Raw genomic sequence first — 18090 nt, forward strand, 5'->3', positions numbered from 1 at the left:
GGCATGGTGGATCCAATTACCGTCCGCGGCAAACGCGTCTCCGCAACCAGAATTCTTACAGCTTCTGGATTAGGACTGTTGTTTGACGCATTCGACGTCGGCATCTTGTCGTATGTGTTGGTCTCGCTGTCCAAGGAATGGCACCTCACACACACGGTGACTGGTCTGGTCGGCAGTGTCAGTTCCATAGGCATGGCCATTGGTTCAGGACTCGCCGGCCTGTTCGCAGATCGATTTGGTCGAAGGTCCTTATTCCTCGTCACGCTGCTTATCTACAGCTTGGCGACAGGCCTGTCCGCATTTGCTGCAGGAATTGGAATTTTCTTCGTTCTTCGCTTCTTTGTCGGTTTAGGACTTGGAGGCGAACTGCCTGTCGCAACCACCTACGTGTTAGAGAGTTCACCGGAGTCCGTTCGCGCACGCCGCGTCGTCCTGTTGGAGTCGTTTTGGGCGATTGGTTCGCTCGTCGCCGCGCTCGTCTCGTTTTTCGTCATTCCCGCGCACGGCTGGCGGATCGTCTTTTTAATCGGTGCGATCCCGGCCCTGTACACGATCGTTTTGCGATTTGCGTTGCCAGAAACCCCGAAATACCAGCATTTATCTCAGCGCACCTCGATGAGTCAGGCTGTGCGCCAGATTTGGTCGCCCGGCATTGCCCGCCGGTCGTTGGTGACGTGGATACTCTGGCTTGTCATGAATTACTCCTATTATGGAATGTTTTTGTGGCTGCCGTCGGTGTTGTCCGACAAAGGCTACTCTCTTGTGCACAGCTTGGGGTATTCGCTTGTCATGACGCTTGCGCAAATCCCTGGATACCTGACGGCCGCCTGGTTGGTGGAAAAGTGGGGGCGTAAAAAGACGCTCGCCACTTCGATGATTCTTGCCGCCTTGGCAGCGCTCGCTTTCGGCTTTGCCTGGAACACAGCAAGCCTTATCATCTTCGGACTGCTCTTGTCCTACTTCATGCTGGCTGCATTTGCGGGCACCTATGCGTTTACAGTCGAACAGTTTCCAACCGCCTTCCGCGCGACGGGTATGGGCTGGGCCGCGGGCTTTGGCCGCATCGGCAGCGCCCTCGCTCCGTTCATAACGGGCTGGTTACTCGGATCTCAACTGGGTTACGGCTGGGTCTTCGGCATTTTCTTTGCCGTCATTATCGTCGGCTTTTTGTTCGTCAGCCTGCTAGGGCGCGAAACCAAAGGTCAAGCACTTGAATGACAAAGGCGGCGGGCCGAAGCCCAATGGCTTCTTACCCGCCGCAACGACTATCGTTAGGCCGACTTCTGGCTCAATAATTCCTCGACATAACCGCGCAAGACCTGTTCCATGCCAACCATGGTCGTCTGCTGATTGATGAGCGTCCGCATCTCCGCGGAACCTGGCAAACCCTTAATATACCAAGCTGCATGTTTGCGCATCTCGCGCACGCCGATGTCCTCGCCTTTGTGTTCGACAAGCAGGCGCATATGGCGCAGCGTGACGGCGATTCTCTCATCCACCGACGGGGCAGGCAAAAACTCGCCAGTCTCAAGATAATGCGCGATCTCGCGGAAAATCCAAGGATTCCCCAAGGCCGCGCGCCCCACCATCACCGCATCGCATCCTGTTTCATCCAGCAATCGTTTGGCCGCCAGGGGATCCGTCACATCACCGTTGCCAATGACGGGAATCTTCACAGCTTCCTTGACGCGACGGATAATGTCCCAATCCGCCTTTCCTGCATACATCTGCTTTGCCGTGCGCCCATGGACCGCGACTGCTTGTGCCCCAGCTTCTTGCACGGCAAGAGCCACTTCCACGGCATTGACGTGATCGTCATCCCATCCTTTGCGGAACTTGACAGTCACCGGTTTATCGACGTGGCTGACGACCGCGCGGACAATCTCGGCAGCGTAGTTGGGATCGCGCGCGAGCGCCGCACCGCTGCCATTCTTATAGATTTTCAGGACTGGGCAGCCCATATTGATATCGATCAAATCGGCGTTTGTCTCCCCGACCATTTCTGCGGCCTGTTCCATTGAGGCTTTATCATAGCCCATCAATTGCAGACTGACCGGATGTTCGTCCGGCAGAATGGTGAGCATCCGTTTCGACTTTGCATTGCCATGAACTAAGGCCTTGTCGCTGACCATTTCGGCGCACACCATACCTGCGCCTAATTCCTTGGCAAGAATGCGAAAAGGTGGATTGCAAACGCCAGCCATCGGCGCGAGAATGACAGGGTTGTCCAACGTCACGCCGGCGATTTGCAGTTTCATGCCTCGACTTCCTTTCCACAATGAGCGCATGGCATAACGGCACCATTATACGGTCGCCGCGGTTGAACATCAACCGCGGTATCCTGCCATGCGCGCGGTTAAGACGAGATCGAACAACCACCAGACGCCGACAATAAACAGCAACACGTGGCCGATGAAGAGTGGTGCCGTCAGCCCGCCCACCACTGTACAGGCTGCCATGACGATACCGCTGCCAATGCGCCCACAATAGAGCCGGTGAATGCCTAGGTAACCGAGAAAAAACCAAAGCACATATGCCAACGCGACGCTTTTGCCCATGCGAAGGCCCCCCATCACCCGTCGTAATACAGGTTATGAGGGACCTGCTTGTCAACTTGCGCTATGATTCGACATTCGGTTGGCCCACGTCAGCAAACGAATGGTTTCACGATACATGAGGCTTTTACGAGGCGCGCCAAAAACGACGCTGATCATGACGTGTCCGTCGGCTCGGCGCACAGCTGTAGCGAGACAATACATCGCCTTGGAGGTAAATCCTGTTTTCCCACCGATGAACGTGCCGATGGCACTGGGCGGGCTATAGAGTAGCCTGTTACCATTGCGAATGGACTTACCGGCAACGATTGCCGACGGCGTCTGCATGGCCTTAACGATGCGTGGATAACGGATGGCCTCAGCCAGGATGAATGCGATGTCTTTGGCCGATGTCGTGTGTGCATCCGCATGCAAACCGTTAGGTGTCACAAATCGCGTGTGTGTACAGCCAAGAAGCCTGGCTTGCACGTTCATCATGCGGGCAAACCCTTCCTGCGATCCGCCCACCGTCTCGGCAATGCCGTACGCCACATCATTGGCGCTTTTCATAAGCAGTGCGCGCAACGCATCGTCCGCTCTAATGGTCGTCCCCGGACTGACGCCAAGGCGAACGCGTGGTTGATGAGCCGCTTTTGTGCCGATGTACACGGGACTATCAGGTTCGAGGTGCTGAACAAGCAAAATGGCTGTCATCAACTTCGTGGTGCTGGCAGGATACATGGGCGCATCGGCCAACTTGTCATACAAAACCTTTTTCGCGGTTGCATCGTAGACAATTGCGGCCTTCGCATTGACATACGGAGCTTTACCGGCAGCCTGCGTGGACGAAACAGGTAGCAACAGGCATACAAGTGCGCCGCATAGGGCAAGCAACCCTTTAGCCAGGCGAAGCCATGTTCTCGAAACCGTTGACTTGCGAAACAACACGCCCACCTCACTCGCTTCTCGTCGCGCTTAAGGTGGACGAAACGGGCCAGATCTATGCCTTTGCGGTGATTAGCGCGGGCGCACCTGAACGCGCGCCGCGATGGCCGGATCGAGCGAAAGGCTTTGTCCACGCACCTTCACTGGAATCCCAGCTTCGTATGGCTGATGCTGTCCAGCTTCGACCACTTCGCCGGGGACAAGGCCTGTCCGGTGAAAAAATCGCAACAAATCCAGGTCTTCCTCGGCAACTTCGACGATGCGTATCACTTCGAGTGGTACGCCTGTCGGCGCTTCCGAAAGCGAAATCCCTTTGGGCTGCACAAAACCGTTGCCTGGAATCACGTTGCCATGCGGGCAGGTGGCCGGGTGGTTGAGCAGTTCGTTCAACCGATCCTCCACCAACGGCGACACACTGCCTTCCAGACGTGCCGCCTCGACGTGCGCATCCGCCCAGTCGAGTCCCAAAACATCGGTCAACCAGCGCTCCAACAAGCGGTGTTTGCGAACAATAGCCTCGGCCCGCGCCCTGCCTTCGTCAGTCAACAGCAACTCACGAGCCTCGCCAATTTCGACGTATCCTTGCCCCTGCAAACGTTGAAGCGTCTGCGAGACGGTTGGGCGCGACACGCCCAGATAATCAGCTACGCGCGACGCCAAAACCTGCTCCCCTTCGGCGTGCAACACGTAAATCGCCTCTAAATACGAATCGAGTGCACTCGAACTCAAACGATTCCCCCCTCGTCCGGTTTCGCCAGCGAAAACGATGCCCACGTCTGTCCATTCATGGTCAACACTACCTCGTCGCCCGGCTGCAACGGACCAACTCCAGCAGGCGTACCCGTAAACAGCAAGTCCCCGTGCCCGAGTCCATACGTCTGGGCGCAGTGGCGAATCAGATCGGCAAACGAAAATACCATGTCGTGCGGCTGTCCGACCTGCACCTTTCGGCCATTGACGGTCATGGCAAACGTCGAATCGATCACGTCAGTAAACGATGAGACGGTATAAAAGTCGGAGACAATCGCCGAATGCCGAAAGCTTTTGGCCGCTTCCCACGGATGACCCTGTGCCTTGAGTTGACTTTGTAATGCGCGATCCGTCAAATCCAGCCCCAACGCAATGGCCCCAACAGCCTGTTCCGGCTTGTCTCCGTCTGCGAGGGTGCGATCAATCCAAAGTACGATTTCCAGCTCATGATGAATTTCCGGGCGTCCCGCAGGAAACGGCACCTGGCCGCGAGCGGCCACCAGGGCGTGTGTGAACTTGCCAAAAATCATCGGCGACGTGGGAACCTTGTTGCCCAGTTCAGCAGCGTGATCGCGGTAATTGCGACCGACGCAAAAAATATTGCGGACGTTTGGAAACACATCTTCGGCGCCTTGCCAGTATGTAAAGCCGCTCATCAACAGCCGCTCCCCTTTAGCATGATGCCTTCATCATACCACATCAGGCAGACGGTGCCTGGGTAGGGACGAACAGAATGGTCAAAAAAAGCCGCCCCAGCTTCGGAGCGGCTTGCGCTACGCTATCAGTTGGTCTTTGCCTCGCAGTACTTGTCGAACAAGGCCATCAACTTGCCTGCGACAATGTCCGCCCGCGATCCTTCGATATCACTACGATGCAACACACCAACCAATTCGCCGTCTTTAAAGAGGAAAAAGGAAGGCGACGACGGCGGCATGTCTGTGAAAAATTCGCGTGCGCGCGCGGTAGCTTCCTTGTCTTGTCCCGCAAATACGGTCACCAGCCGATCCGGACGACGGTCGTTCTCTAAAGCCATCGCCACGGCCGGCCGCGCAATCCCGCCTGCACACCCACATACCGAATTCACCACAAAAAAGGTCGTCCCTGTCTTATCTGCCATCACTTCATCGACCTCTTCGGCCGTACGAAGTTCACGAAATCCAATATTGGTCAGCTCGTCGCGCATCGGTTGAATCATCATCTGGTAGAAATCCAATTCCAAACTCACGAGCACGCCTCCTCGCACTTTATCTTGCACCATCATTATACTCCTCGCGCAAGGCAAATGACAGTTTTACGAATTCACCGGATTTGCAGCACACCGCACCTGCCACCCGTTTGCAAGTCCATTTCTAGCTTCGGTATAACAGTGGATGAAAGCCACCAACTATCGGCCATCCTACTGAGATAAGGTGGGTGGACGTCGAATGGAGATTCACACATTGGTCAACGAACGCTTTCTACAGGCTTGCCGGCGCCAACGAACGGACGTGACGCCTGTTTGGTTCATGCGCCAAGCCGGCCGTTATGATCCCGACTACCGTAAGATCCGCGAGCGTCATTCGCTGTTGGATATCTGCGCTGAACCAGAACTCTGTGCGGAAGTCACGATGATGCCAGTTCGCAAACTGGGTGTCGACGCGGCCATTTTATTCTCGGACATCATGGTTCCGGTCGGGGCAATGGGGCTCGAATTTTCCATTCGCGAAAATGTCGGTCCAGTCATCGCACAGCCCATCCGCACAAAAGAAGATATCGAGAACCTGCGACCGTTTACGCCAAGTGAGGCGCTGCCACACGTCCTCACGAGCATTCGCGTGTTGCGCGCGGAGTTGGACATCCCGCTCATCGGCTTCACAGGCGGGCCGTTTACACTCGCGAGTTACATGATCGAAGGTGGGCCGTCGCGCGACTATTTGCAAACCAAAACGATGATGGTGTCCCGTCCAGACCTTTGGCAGACGTTAATGGACAAGCTTGCAGATATGGTGATCCACTATGGGCGAGCGCAGGTTGAAGCGGGAGCGTCGGCCTTGCAGGTATTCGATTCCTGGGTCGGTAGCCTTTCCGTCGACGCCTTTCGTAAGAGTGTCAAGCCGTTTATGACTCGCATCTTCCATGAACTGCGAAAACTTGACGTGCCTCTGATCTACTTCGGCGTCAATACGGGTGAACTCCTGGGGGACTTTGCCGAGACCGGAGCGAACGTCATTGGCGTCGATTGGCGCGTGCCACTCTCTCGTGCACGCGCTCGAGTCGGCAACCAAGTTGCGCTGCAAGGCAATTTCGATCCGGCAATGTTATTCGCGCCCATCGACGTGATCGACAAACTTGCGCAAGACATCTTAGATGAAGGCACGGCGACACCAGGCTATGTATTTAATCTGGGGCATGGCGTCAAACCATCCACAGACCTCGGTGTGCTGCGTCACTTGGTAGAAACGGTACACGCGTACACACCAAGGCAAACTGGGCAAGGCGCCCGCTAGGGAGGAAACGCGTTGAATACACAACCGCTCGGCTTGCTGGTAATGGCCTATGGCACGCCGCACAGCCTTGACGAAGTACTACCGTATTACACCGATATTCGCCACGGTCGGCCACCTTCAGACGAACAGCTGGCTGATCTCATCCGCCGCTACGAAGCGATTGGCGGCGTTTCCCCGCTTGCCGAGATCACGCGTCGGCAGGCGGAAGGACTTGCTGAGCTGCTCAATGCAGACGGAGGTAGACCCGTCCGCCTATATCAAGGCATGAAACACACGACGCCATTCATCTCGGACGCTGTGGAGAAAATGCAAGAAGACGGCATCACCGAGGCCATAGCCATCGTTCTAGCACCACACTATTCGACCATGAGTATTGAAACTTACCATAAACAGGTGCGAGAGACGGCGGCACGCTTAGGGGGGCCGGCCTTTCGCTACATTCGCGATTGGCATATGGAACCGCGCTTTCTCGACGTTCTGACCAGTCGCGTCCAAGAGGCCTTGGCTCGCTGCAGCGACCCGCAAAACGCGATGGTCGTCTTCTCGGCACACTCGTTGCCTGCGCGCATTCTCGAAATGAACGACCCCTATGTCGATCAACTGCGCGAATCGGGCGACGAGATTGCCAAACGCCTGAACTTGCCGCATTACATGTATGCTTGGCAAAGTGCGGGTCGCACCCATGAGCCGTGGCTTGGCCCGGACATTCTCGATGTTTTAAGCGAATTGCGGGAGCAGGGTTACCGCGAAGTCGTATCGTGCTCGCAAGGTTTTGTCGCGGATCATCTGGAAGTACTTTACGATATTGACATCGAGGCGCAGGCTCGGGCCCGCGACTTGGGCCTACATCTCGTGCGCACCCGCCAAATGAACGACGATCCAGCATTTCTGGCCGGCCTGCGCGACGCTGTGCGCCGAGCTGAACGAGAAACGGAGCTGATAGCGCCATGAAAGTGGCCGTGATCGGCGGTGGGATCACAGGCTTGACGGCGGCCCGGCACCTCATTGAAAAGAGCCGTAGCGAAGACGTGCCCTGCGATATTGTGCTCTACGAAAAGGACTCGCGTCTTGGTGGAAAGATTCGCACGTACAGAGAACAAGGGCTGGTTGTTGAAGGCGGTCCTGACTCTATGCTTGCACGCAAACCGGCCGGGGTACAACTTTTGCGCGATCTCGGTATGGAAACCGACATCGTATACATGAATCCGGAAGCCTCACAGACATTCATCGTCCGCAACGGCAAACTGCACCCTATGCCACAAGGTACATTCGTCGGGATTCCTGCCGAAGTGGAAAAGTTCCTCACCTCGTCTTTACTGTCGGGGACTGGGAAATTGCGGGCGCTGGCGGACGTCTGGCTGCCAGCCAGTCCGATTCAACAGGATGTGTCGCTTGGAGCGTTTTTGCGATCTCGCCTGGGGGATGAATGGGTGGATTATCTAGGTGAACCTTTGCTCGCGGGCATCTATGCAGGGCGCATCGATCAACTAAGCCTGTTTGCCACCTGGCGTCAATTGTACGATCTCGCCGTGCAATCGCGCAGTTTAATCATTGGGGCGATGGCCAGCCGCAAGCGACAACAAACCAATCGCAGCGGACTGTCTGGACGCAGCGCCTTCGTGACAGTGCGCACGGGGCTCGAAAGCGTGATCGAGCGTTTGCGCGACGACATCGCTCAAGCGGTCTCGATTCGTCTCGGAACGCAAGTTGTGGCCATGCGCCGGACGGAGAATGGCTATGAAGTGCGATCCACGGGCGACAATGGCAGCAGTGCTAGCGAAACGTTTGATGGTGTTGTTCTCACGACGCCTGTCGCGGCTGCCAAGCCGTTGCTCCGTCAGCTAGACATTGTCAGCGACGAGTTTGACGTGCCGTATGCATCGACGGCAACCATCATCCTCGCGTACCGAAAGCAAGATGTCGCCGTCGATTTGTCACATGCTTCAGGTTTTTTGGTTCCTCGCTCGGAAGGTATGGCCATGACAGCGAGCACGTGGATGTCAAGCAAATGGCCACACACGACCCCCAGCAATATGGTTGTACTGCGCTGTTACGTCGGGCGCGCGGGACAAGAAGAGTATCTTCAGCTGGACGACGAGGCGATGGTCAAACAGGTCAGTCGCGAAGTGGAGAGTATAGTGGGCATTCAGGCCGAACCAGTCTGGCACAAGGTCACACGCTGGTCGCACGCGATGCCCAATTATCTCGTTGGCCACGGCGACCACCTGCAAAGGCTCCACGCTGCGATTCAAAGCCAAGCGCCCGCCCTTGCTGTGGCGGGCGCCGGATACGAAGGTCTGGGCTTGCCCGACTGCATTGTGCAGGGTCAGCGGGCAGCCGATGAAGTCTTTACCGCTTTGTTCCGGCGTTGAAGTGCCACTGTTGCAGCCGGTTAGGGGACCGGCTGCCAACGGTCGCGCAGGCCTGCAGTTTGCAACAACACCGTATGCTTTTGGGCGGCGTCGGCCAACAACATGTAACCCTGCGTATAGGATACAAAGTTCATCGCTAAGACGCACGGATAACGTTGTAACCACAGTTCCAAGGACGGCGAGTGAACCGTCAGCCAACTGTCGCCGGAGTCTGTGCTGCGTAGCAAACGGCCATCGTTGACGGCATAGCCATAGTCCGGCGTCGCGAACACGGCTGGTTGTCCTTCATAGTTCGCCTTGGCTCCATCCAGTTGATCCGTCAACTCGCCGGCAAACGTCTTACCACCGTCGCGCGATCGGAAGATGACCACGTGTTGCTTGCTGGATTTGCCTGTTCCAGTAGTGAAAACGGCGGCAAACGTCCCTTCGTTTTCGAGTAGTTGCGGCTGATAAACCTTAACGGCCTTCGCGCCAAGGATTTGCTTTGGAGGATTCAGGGTGCGCATGGACCAATGACGACCGCCATCGTCTGTCCTATAAAGCGACAGTTCTCCAGACAACGTGGTCGTAAGCAACCACCCACTGCGCAGGTTGGTGAACGCGACGACAGCCTGCGCGTTCATGGGCAGACCGGAGGCCGAAGGCAAGTGTCCGACCTTGACTTGTTCGACCGTAGCGCCTCCGTTCGTCACATGATACAAGAGGGTCACTCCGCGATTCGCGGCACTCGTTCCAGCGAGTAAAACCCATCCTTGTGACTTTGCTGGCTGGCTTACGCTTGTCACCCGGAATCCATCCGCACCTAAATCCGTGCGATAAACACTCCAGTGCGCACCCCCATCACTTGTTCCCGCCCGCACGAAGGAATGCCCAGAGACGCCATACAAATAAAGCGTGTCCAGGTTGACCACGGCTAGCTGTGGGTTTTCTACTCCGTGGTAGACAGATTCTGTGCCTACGTCAAAACGGACGGGAACGTTCACGCCGCGCCAAGTGGCGCCGCGATCGTCCGTGCGCTGAATTTGGAACACCCCGTGCATATATCCCCAGCGATAGCCTGTATCGCCGTCCGGCAGGTCGATGTTGTACCATACGTTGTTCCGCTGCAAGGCTGTCAATGAGACAGCGGCTGGAATACCTGCCGGATCTGGCTTTTGTAACACGGCAGCAACGTCGTGAGACGGCCGCAACGACGTTTGTGACTTCGATATCATGGCACCCGTGTTTGCACCGCATCCGGCGACCATAAGCGCGACGGCGCCAGCGGCAGCAACCGACAACAAGCGCGATCGATACATGCGCATCCCCCTCGTCTCCAGTTCATCTAGCGTTAGCTTGGCTGGCCGCTGAAAAACCATGCACGCAAAGGGTTATGAAACAAACGAAGGTTGTCAGACAAGGCGGTCGGCAGTACAATATTCAGGATTTTGGAACGAGCATCGTGCGCACAGAAAGGACGCGTTACACCGTGCACCTGTCACTCATAACCGTCATCACCCTGGCCGTTTCCGGCTTCGTTGCTGCATTCATCGATGCGACGGTCGGCGGCGGCGGCCTGATTTCGCTACCTGCTCTTTTGTTCGTCGGACTGCCCCCATCATTGGCCTTGGGCACAAACAAGTTGGCAGGAACCATGTCCGCCGTCACGAGCTTTACGTCGTACTTGACGTCCGGGAAGGTGAGTATTCGCCTGGTTGGCCCCCTCTTTCCGCTCGGCGTGTTCGCGGCGGCGGCCGGCGCCATCGTTGTCCATCACCTTCCGTCTTCCTTCCTCCGCCCATTCGTCCTTGTCATGCTCGTCTTCGTCGCCTCTTATACAATCTTTAAGAAGAACTTGGGTCTGGTCGAAGCGATGCGTACGACGAAGGCTCGAACCTACTTTTGGACAGCATTACTCGCCATCGTGCTCGGCTTTTACGACGGCTTTTTTGGCCCAGGTACAGGTTCGTTCCTGATGATGGGCTTTGTCCTGCTTGGCTTTGATTTTTTAGCGGCGAGTGGCAACGCCCGCACGCTGAACTTCGCGAGCAATGTAGGCGCCTTGATCGCATTTGCCAGTGTCGGCTCCATCCGCTATGAAGATGGCCTCATCCTTGGCGTATGTATGATGCTTGGCGCGTTTACCGGATCGCGATTTGCCATTCGCAAGGGTTCACGATACGTGCGCCCATTGTTTATCGGCGTCACTTGCATCGTGATTGCGCAACAGATCTATACTTTGATTCACTGAGGTGGTGTCATTCGCTTGTCCCGCAACGCATATCGTATACCGTTTGCGGGGTGAGCGAATGGATCCTACCATGTTTCGATTTCTCACATTGTTTGTTGCCGCATTTGCGGTTGCCGCATTGCTTGGACGCACACCGCTGTTCAAAGTGCCGAGCGCCATATCGTATTTGATCTTTGGCTTACTTCTCAAACTTCCCGCACTGCACCTAACCCCCATGGACGCTTGGTGGTTGCGCCGACTCGGCGATTTGGGACTTTTGTTTCTTATGTTCCTGTCTGGCATGGAAATCGATGTTCACTTGCTGTTTAGGAAGCGCGATGATCACAGAGAGGGTACATCCCCGGCCGTCATCGGAACCATGATGTTTTGCGCCACCCTGCTCTTCAGCTTTGTGTGTTGCGCAAGTCTGGCACATTTTGCCCCCGACGGTGCGAATCCCTATATGCTGTCGCTTTTGTTCGCCACAACGTCGCTTGGCGTCGTCCTGCCCGTGCTTGAAGAAACAGGGTACCTTCATCGGCCTTTGGGCCAAGCCATCTTATACAGCGCCGTGATCGCAGACTTCATGACCATGCTGTTGGTCTCGCTGCTCCTTGGCGCCCACAAGTCAGAGGATCCCTGGCAAGTCTGGCTGACACTCGCCATCGTGCCGATCGCGCTTGGTGTGGGCCTGAGCCTCGAGAAATTGCGGCAAGTGCCTGCCGCAGGCCGCTTGTTGGGGCAAGCCATGGAGCGAACGCGCGCGACGATCGCGCTTGTCGCCATCTTTGCCATACTGGCCGAGGCGACAGGCAGCGAACCGATTTTGGGCGCTTTTTTGGCCGGTGTGATCGTCCGTGGGCTCAAATTTGCGCACAAGCCGCTCGTCGCCACCTACAGCTATGGCGTCGGTTATGCCGTATTTGTGCCCATGTTCTTTGTGGCAACTGGGTATGCGATGCCAATCGCGCAACTGCACGCGGTAAGGGCATTATACTGGCTGCCTGTCTTCGCAGTGCTGGCTTTTACTGTGAAACTCCTACCTGCACTCACCCTCCTGCGCTTCCACGGCAAGCGCCAGGCATGGGCGGCAGGCTTCCTCCTCTCGAGCCGGCTAAGTTTGGTGGCAGCAGCCGCGCAGCTTGCCGTCAATGCCCACTTGCTACCAGAAATCTGGGCCGCCAGCACCATCCTGGTATCTATCATATCGAGCCTTATAGGCCCTCTGGCCTGGGCGATTCTCGCGCCGCAACTGCCCCCTGTCGATAGCCGCTGAGATGTGCCGAGACAAGAGGACTTTCCTCTACGAATGTCGAAAGAGTGAAAGTGCGACATCAAGTAGGGAACTGAACTTTTGTCATGCGCTATAGAAATAAGATTTTTCTTAAGATGCTTCTGTAGTGCGGCATTTTACGAGGCGGTGGCTTTGTGGGCAGTGACTTTCTAACAATGCAGCGGGACGGCTTGACCAATTTGTTTTCCCGTAGCCATTTTCTATATGCCGTGGCACAAGCAATGCCCAACGCGCCAACGGTTTCAATACTCCTTGTCAACTTGGATCGGTTTCGCATGGTCAACGAACACTTCAGCTACGCAGATGGAGACATTGTTCTGCGCGAAACCGCAAAGCGTATAGTCGCGGTCATATCGAGTTCAGCTACAGCAAGCAGACTCTGTGCTGACGAGTTTGCCGTCGCCTTGATCGACGTTGACCAGGACGGTGCACAAGCGATGGCCGAACGGATTCGACTCGCCATCGCCGAACCCCATCACATTGCCGGCACCGAAGTCATTGTCACCGCCAGCGTCGGCATCGCAAGGGGATCACATCCACAAATGACGGCTGAACAACTGCTGCGCCAAGCCGATGCAGCAGTCCGCTGTGCAAAGCAATTGGGGAGTAACCAGGTGCGCACCGACTGCGCGAGGCCTCCTCGTGAATTGCCACCGCTGATGGTCGAAACCATGCTCCGCCACGCTCTGCGCAATCGCGATTTACAAATTTATTATCAACCCAAAGTTCATGCTAAATCGATGCAAGTCGTCGGAGCCGAAGCTCTGTGCCGCTGGCGGCATCCGGAGCTTGGTGACATTCCACCACACGCATTCATCCCTATCGCCGAATCTAGCGATCTCATTCTGCCAATCGACGAGTACGTCCTGCGCGCCGTCTGTGAGCAAGGAAGTTCCTGGCTCAGACAAGGTTATCGCGTGCGCACGAGTGTCAATATTTCAAGCCGCCAGTTCTTACAACCGTCATTTCCCCAACTGGTTCAGCAGGCGCTGGCTGAATCAGGCCTAGATCCATCATTGCTGGAGCTTGAAATCACCGAGCGGACGGCCATGTACGACGTCGAACGAGCGGTTCACATCTTGACCCAGTTGCGCCAAATCGGTGTGCGCATCGCGATCGACGATTTTGGCGTTGGGTACTCGTCGCTTAACTATCTCATGCAGTTTCCAGTACATACGCTCAAAATTGACCGTTCGTTTACCGCGGGCATTCAGAGCGCGGTCAACCAGACGCCGATTATTGGGGCTATCATTTCACTTGCAAAATCGCTCAACTTAAGCGTTGTGGCGGAAGGCGTGGAAACCGTCCAACAGTTTGACTTTCTGCGCGATAGCAAGTGTGACGAGATTCAGGGGTATTTATTCGGCGCTCCGGTTCCACCGACATCCTTTCAACTCTCTGCGTTCATTGCGACGTTGCAGCCGCGCCAGCCGCATCTCGTACCTGACGACACACATAACCTGGAGCGCTTGAGTGAACGCGAGTGGCTCGATGCAGTGCTCACGGGTGTGCAACGTCATCCGCGCTTGCACGAGTTGACCTCGTACTTGGCTGACGCTATTGTCGAGCAACTGCCCTTAGATCGACTAAGCCTGGAATTCGTCGAAGAAGGCGCCGCGTTTTCTGCTGTACACGAAGTGTCTTTGCGCGATGACGTGCCGGCTAGACCCGTTGGAACGTTGATACCTGTTACCAATAGTGGTGTGGCCTTTGTACAGCGCACGAAACAACCCGTGATGTGCGCGGACATCTTGCGCAACCCTGAATTTCAAGATGATTACAGTTTAGCAGCACAAGGAATCCAATCTATTATTCGGGTACCTTTGCTTCGTGGCAACCACGTCTTTGGTACGATGAATGTGCAGTCTACGCTTGAGCGCGTGTATACAGAAGCGGATCGCAACCGTCTGCAACGGACAGCCCAACGCCTAAGCGACGCGGTTTATGCCGCGTATCAAGATACACGGCGACCAATTGCACATCTATATGACGCGAAAACGAAACTTTACCATCGCCAGTTTCTCGTCGAACTGCTCGCCGCAGACCAGCCCGCAGAGTGGCTATCGCAAACCGTTTTGCGCCCGTTTCCTGAGTGGACGACAGCAACGGCTGTGGTAGTCTCGATTGCCAACCATGAAAGCATGGACGTCGTGGAAGGCGAACAAGCCGTCGCCTACATTGGACAATGTTGGTCGACCCACGCCGTGCCGAATGCGGTCGCCATCCGTATGGGAGCGGGAGAGGTACTCTTCATCGCGTTCGATCAACCGAGTCTGTCCGTGGCGCAATTTGTGCATCAACTGCGTTCACATATTGAACTGTTAAATGCACGAGCGGAGCGGTTGGGAGATTCCAGTCTTCGCCTGGAGGTCAATACCGGCCAGGCGTCAGGAGACTGGTGTGCGTTTTGGGATGTTTATGTAGACGCAAGGGAACAAGCGTTGGTTCTACAGCGCACAAATGCTTAAATAAGCGCGGTGCCACGGCGAGACACATACCAGCACTTCACGTCTTTGGGTGAAGCGCTTTAAACTGATTAATGGCGTTGCATTTCGGGCACTGGAGTTCGATTGCCATCTCGACATAGTTGCCAGTCGTTCCGGTGACCGAGATGGTCGCGTCCACCTCGTTTCCATGCGCCACGACAATTCCGCCAAAAACGTGGCCTGCAAACGGCATAATATGGCCACATGCGTAACAGGTGTGTGTGGCGTGAATCTCGTTTTCCATGACTGCACCTCCCCGCCTAGCGTCCGTCAAACACATAGCGCCTATGCGCGGAGAGTGTTTCCTCACATAACTGCACAAAAGACTGGGATGCACTTAAAATGTCTTTTTGCTGTCGAGCAACAAGGTCACCGGCCCGTCATTCACGAGATACACTTGCATCATGGCCCGAAACTGCCCTGTCTCCACATGAACGTTGCGCTCGCGCAACAATGTATTCAACCGGTTATATAACTCCACTGCCATGTCAGGCGGTGCTGCATCAGCATAACTTGGTCGCCGACCTTTGCGCGCATCTCCGTAGAGCGTAAATTGGCTGATGGAAAGAATGCTGCCCCGAGCCTCGCGCACATCATGGTTCAATTTCCCTTCTGCGTCCGGGAAAATGCGCAGCCCAACAATCTTGTCCGCCAAATACACGGCATCCGCTTCCGTGTCATCCCTGCTGACGCCAACCAATAGCACGAGCCCTTTCCCGATTTGTCCGACGATCTCGCCGTCAACCTCAACTCGGGCAGGACCACTTCGCTGCACGACTACACGCATCGTACGCCTCCTCGTCAGACTTCTTCACTGAATGATGCGTCGCACACTATACATGTCTTTGATCCGCTTTAACCGCTCGACGACCGAGCGCAAGTGATCCAAATTGCGAATGCGGATACTCATATGAATGTGCGCAACCTTTTTCGCATCCGCCCGGGCACTCACGGCGGTAATATCGGTTTTCGTCTCGGCGACGGCGTTAAGTACCTCATTGACAAGACCATGCCTATCCAACGCAGTCACTTCAATTTCAGCGTTGTACGACCAGTCTTTGCTCGTCGCCCACTCGACCTCCAGGGTCCGCGTCTCAGCCGCCGAAAGTGCAGCAACATTTGGACAATCGACGCGGTGCACCGAAACACCGCGCCCCCGCGTAATGAAGCCGACAATGTCATCGCCGGGTACAGGATTACAACAACGTGCAAAACGAATTAACACGTTGTCAACGCCTTTGACGCGCACACCCGTATCTGATGGCTTCGCCTGTCCCTTGGTAATGGACATCGAATCAACCGGCTTCTCTTCCAAAGACCTCCGGTATACTTCCACGAGCCGCGTTACAACCTGAGCCGCACTCAAGCCTCCATAACCGACCGCAGCGTAGAGATCCTCCTCACGAGAGAAACTGAATTTATGCATGGCTTCCGCCAGTCCCGCAGAGGTCAACAACTGCTTGGGCTCCAAGCGTTGACGGACGATCTCGCGCTCGATTTGTTCACGGCCACGCGCGACGTTCTCCTCTCGCTTTTCACGTTTAAACCACTGTCTAATTTTGCTTTTCGACTGAGATGATTGTACAATTTTCAGCCAGTCACGGCTCGGGCCGTACGAATGTTTGCTGGTGATGACCTCGACAATATCGCCAGTGCGCAGGCGGTAGTCGAGAGGCACCATCTTGCCGTTCACTTTTGCGCCGATACAGTGGTTTCCGATATCCGTATGAATGCGGTATGCGAAGTCGATGGGTACAGAACCAGCAGGCAGTTCTATCACGTCGCCCTTTGGTGTGAACACAAAAACCTGGTCCGAGAACAAATCGATTTTGAGGGTTTCCATGAATTCCTGGGCATCGCGAAAATCCTGTTGCCATTCAAGTACCTCGCGAAACCAGGCCAACTTCTTCGCAAAGTCGTCCTCGACCCTGCGCGATCCGGACTCCTTATATACCCAGTGTGCGGCAATACCGTATTCCGCCGTCTGGTGCATTTCCCAGGTGCGAATCTGAATCTCCAGAGGTTCTCCATTAGGCCCGATAACCGTAGTATGCAGACTCTGATACATGTTCGCTTTTGGCATCGCGATGTAGTCTTTAAAACGCCCGGGCATAGGCTTCCACATGGTGTGCACGACACCGAGCACCCCATAGCAGTCTTTGATGCTTTCGACTGTGACGCGAATCGCAAAAAGGTCGTAAATTTCGTTAAACTCCTTATGCTGCGTCGTCATCTTGCGATAGATACTGTAAATGTGTTTCGCCCGTCCGCTGACTTCAGCCTTAAGATTGAGCTCGCCAAGTTTCTGGCGCAAAACGTCCATCACACCTTCGATGAACTGCTCGCGCTCCTGTCGCTTGCGCGCCATCAAATTGACAATCCGATAGTACTGTTGCGGATTGAGATACCTTAGCGAGATATCTTCCAATTCCCACTTAATTGTGTTAATTCCAAGGCGGTGTGCCAAAGGAGCGAAGATTTCAAGTGTTTCGCGCGCTTTGCGCATCTGTGTCGCTGGCGTTTGGTAGCGCAGCGTGCGCATATTATGCAAACGATCCGCCAACTTGATGATCAGAACGCGTATGTCGCGCGCCATCGCCATAAACATCTTGCGCAGATTTTCGGCTTGTTGTTCCTCTCGCGAATCAAAGCGGATCCGCTTCAGCTTTGTCACGCCGTCGACGAGAGACGCCACCTCGGCCCCAAACGTCTGCACGATGTTGGAATCCGTCACCGATGTATCCTCGACCACGTCATGCAGAAGAGCCGCGACGACGGCGGTCGCGTCAAGCTGCAGGTCTGCAAGAATATACGCGACCGCCAACGGGTGCGTGATATAGGGTTCACCCGACATGCGCACCTGCCCTGCATGCGCACGGCTCGCAAACTCGTAAGCCTGACGCACTTCATCAAGTTCTTCCTGGCTGCAGTACGATGCCAACTTTTCGCATAAGCCATCTATTGACTGATCCTTCGTTTGCTCCGTCATGGCAGTCACCTCCCGTCGACAGCAT

Annotated in this window: 17 protein-coding genes; 7 read left to right on the forward strand and 10 right to left on the reverse strand. The window is 55.4% G+C overall.

Features of this window, described 5'->3' with window-relative positions; genetic code table 11:
• The first annotated feature begins 3 nt into the window (after window positions 1-3).
• Window positions 4-1218: an MFS transporter gene (locus BLU70_RS00095; RefSeq protein ID WP_040289043.1), complete on the forward strand. Its 1215-nt coding sequence runs from the start codon at window positions 4-6 to the stop codon at window positions 1216-1218.
• A 53-nt stretch (window positions 1219-1271) separates the two neighbouring features.
• On the opposite strand, the gene dusB is transcribed toward BLU70_RS00095, so the two are convergent.
• From dusB to BLU70_RS00125, 6 genes are all read right to left on the reverse strand, one after another.
• Window positions 1272-2258: a tRNA dihydrouridine synthase DusB gene (gene dusB, locus BLU70_RS00100; protein WP_006446409.1), complete on the reverse strand. Its 987-nt coding sequence runs from the start codon at window positions 2256-2258 to the stop codon at window positions 1272-1274.
• A 69-nt stretch (window positions 2259-2327) separates the two neighbouring features.
• Window positions 2328-2558 (reverse strand): TM2 domain-containing protein, encoded by a 231-nt coding sequence (locus BLU70_RS00105; protein ID WP_040289042.1) that lies wholly within the window; start codon window positions 2556-2558, stop codon window positions 2328-2330.
• Window positions 2559-2609: 51 nt separating this feature from the next.
• Window positions 2610-3482 carry a D-alanyl-D-alanine carboxypeptidase family protein gene (locus BLU70_RS00110; RefSeq protein ID WP_420168212.1) on the reverse strand — a complete coding sequence of 291 codons (873 nt, stop codon included), beginning with the start codon at window positions 3480-3482 and terminating at the stop codon, window positions 2610-2612.
• Between the two features lie 69 nt (window positions 3483-3551).
• Complete coding sequence (locus tag BLU70_RS00115; protein ID WP_006446406.1) at window positions 3552-4208, reverse strand: metal-dependent transcriptional regulator; 657 nt, start codon at window positions 4206-4208, stop codon at window positions 3552-3554.
• Window positions 4205-4885: a fumarylacetoacetate hydrolase family protein gene (locus tag BLU70_RS00120; protein WP_052012243.1), complete on the reverse strand. Its 681-nt coding sequence runs from the start codon at window positions 4883-4885 to the stop codon at window positions 4205-4207. Before BLU70_RS00120 ends, BLU70_RS00115 begins: the two co-directional genes overlap by 4 nt.
• A 125-nt stretch (window positions 4886-5010) precedes the next feature.
• A complete protein-coding gene (locus tag BLU70_RS00125; protein ID WP_006446404.1) occupies window positions 5011-5490 on the reverse strand; it encodes a BrxA/BrxB family bacilliredoxin in 480 nt (159 codons plus the stop codon).
• 163 nt (window positions 5491-5653) lie between these two features.
• On the opposite strand from BLU70_RS00125, the gene hemE reads away from it, so the two are divergent.
• The 3 genes from hemE to hemG are packed head-to-tail and all read left to right on the forward strand — an operon-like array spanning window position 5654 to window position 9087.
• Window positions 5654-6715, forward strand: coding sequence for a uroporphyrinogen decarboxylase (gene hemE / locus BLU70_RS00130; RefSeq protein WP_074691139.1), 1062 nt, complete (start codon window positions 5654-5656; stop codon window positions 6713-6715).
• Between the two features lie 12 nt (window positions 6716-6727).
• Window positions 6728-7666, forward strand: coding sequence for a ferrochelatase (gene hemH, locus BLU70_RS00135; RefSeq protein ID WP_074691141.1), 939 nt, complete (start codon window positions 6728-6730; stop codon window positions 7664-7666).
• On the forward strand, window positions 7663-9087 hold the full coding sequence (hemG, locus tag BLU70_RS00140; protein ID WP_074691143.1) for a protoporphyrinogen oxidase: 1425 nt from the start codon (window positions 7663-7665) through the stop codon (window positions 9085-9087). The genes hemH and hemG overlap by 4 nt, the downstream gene beginning before the upstream one ends.
• A 20-nt stretch (window positions 9088-9107) precedes the next feature.
• Here hemG and BLU70_RS00145 read toward each other — a convergent pair whose 3' ends face one another.
• Window positions 9108-10385: a WD40/YVTN/BNR-like repeat-containing protein gene (locus BLU70_RS00145; protein ID WP_244885059.1), complete on the reverse strand. Its 1278-nt coding sequence runs from the start codon at window positions 10383-10385 to the stop codon at window positions 9108-9110.
• Between the two features lie 74 nt (window positions 10386-10459).
• On the opposite strand from BLU70_RS00145, the gene BLU70_RS00150 reads away from it, so the two are divergent.
• The 3 genes from BLU70_RS00150 (at window position 10460) to BLU70_RS00160 (ending at window position 15058) form a co-directional block, all read left to right on the forward strand.
• Entirely contained in the window at window positions 10460-11317 is an 858-nt protein-coding gene (locus BLU70_RS00150) for a sulfite exporter TauE/SafE family protein (RefSeq protein ID WP_006446399.1), read from the forward strand.
• Between the two features lie 58 nt (window positions 11318-11375).
• Window positions 11376-12572, forward strand: coding sequence for a cation:proton antiporter (locus BLU70_RS00155; RefSeq protein ID WP_074691147.1), 1197 nt, complete (start codon window positions 11376-11378; stop codon window positions 12570-12572).
• A 152-nt stretch (window positions 12573-12724) separates the two neighbouring features.
• The gene (locus BLU70_RS00160; RefSeq protein WP_244885060.1) at window positions 12725-15058 is read left to right on the forward strand and encodes an EAL domain-containing protein; all 2334 of its coding nucleotides are present in this window, start codon (window positions 12725-12727) and stop codon (window positions 15056-15058) included.
• Between the two features lie 37 nt (window positions 15059-15095).
• Here BLU70_RS00160 and BLU70_RS00165 read toward each other — a convergent pair whose 3' ends face one another.
• The 3 genes from BLU70_RS00165 to BLU70_RS00175 all read right to left on the reverse strand — a co-directional run bounded on the left by BLU70_RS00165 (window position 15096) and on the right by BLU70_RS00175 (window position 18065).
• Window positions 15096-15320: a hypothetical protein gene (locus BLU70_RS00165; protein ID WP_040289038.1), complete on the reverse strand. Its 225-nt coding sequence runs from the start codon at window positions 15318-15320 to the stop codon at window positions 15096-15098.
• Between the two features lie 93 nt (window positions 15321-15413).
• Complete coding sequence (gene dtd, locus BLU70_RS00170; protein ID WP_040289037.1) at window positions 15414-15863, reverse strand: D-aminoacyl-tRNA deacylase; 450 nt, start codon at window positions 15861-15863, stop codon at window positions 15414-15416.
• 24 nt (window positions 15864-15887) lie between these two features.
• On the reverse strand, window positions 15888-18065 hold the full coding sequence (locus BLU70_RS00175) for a RelA/SpoT family protein (protein ID WP_006446394.1): 2178 nt from the start codon (window positions 18063-18065) through the stop codon (window positions 15888-15890).
• Window positions 18066-18090: the final 25 nt, after the last annotated feature.

The sequence above is a fragment of the Alicyclobacillus hesperidum genome (genome assembly GCF_900107035.1).
Classification (GTDB): domain Bacteria; phylum Bacillota; class Bacilli; order Alicyclobacillales; family Alicyclobacillaceae; genus Alicyclobacillus; species Alicyclobacillus hesperidum.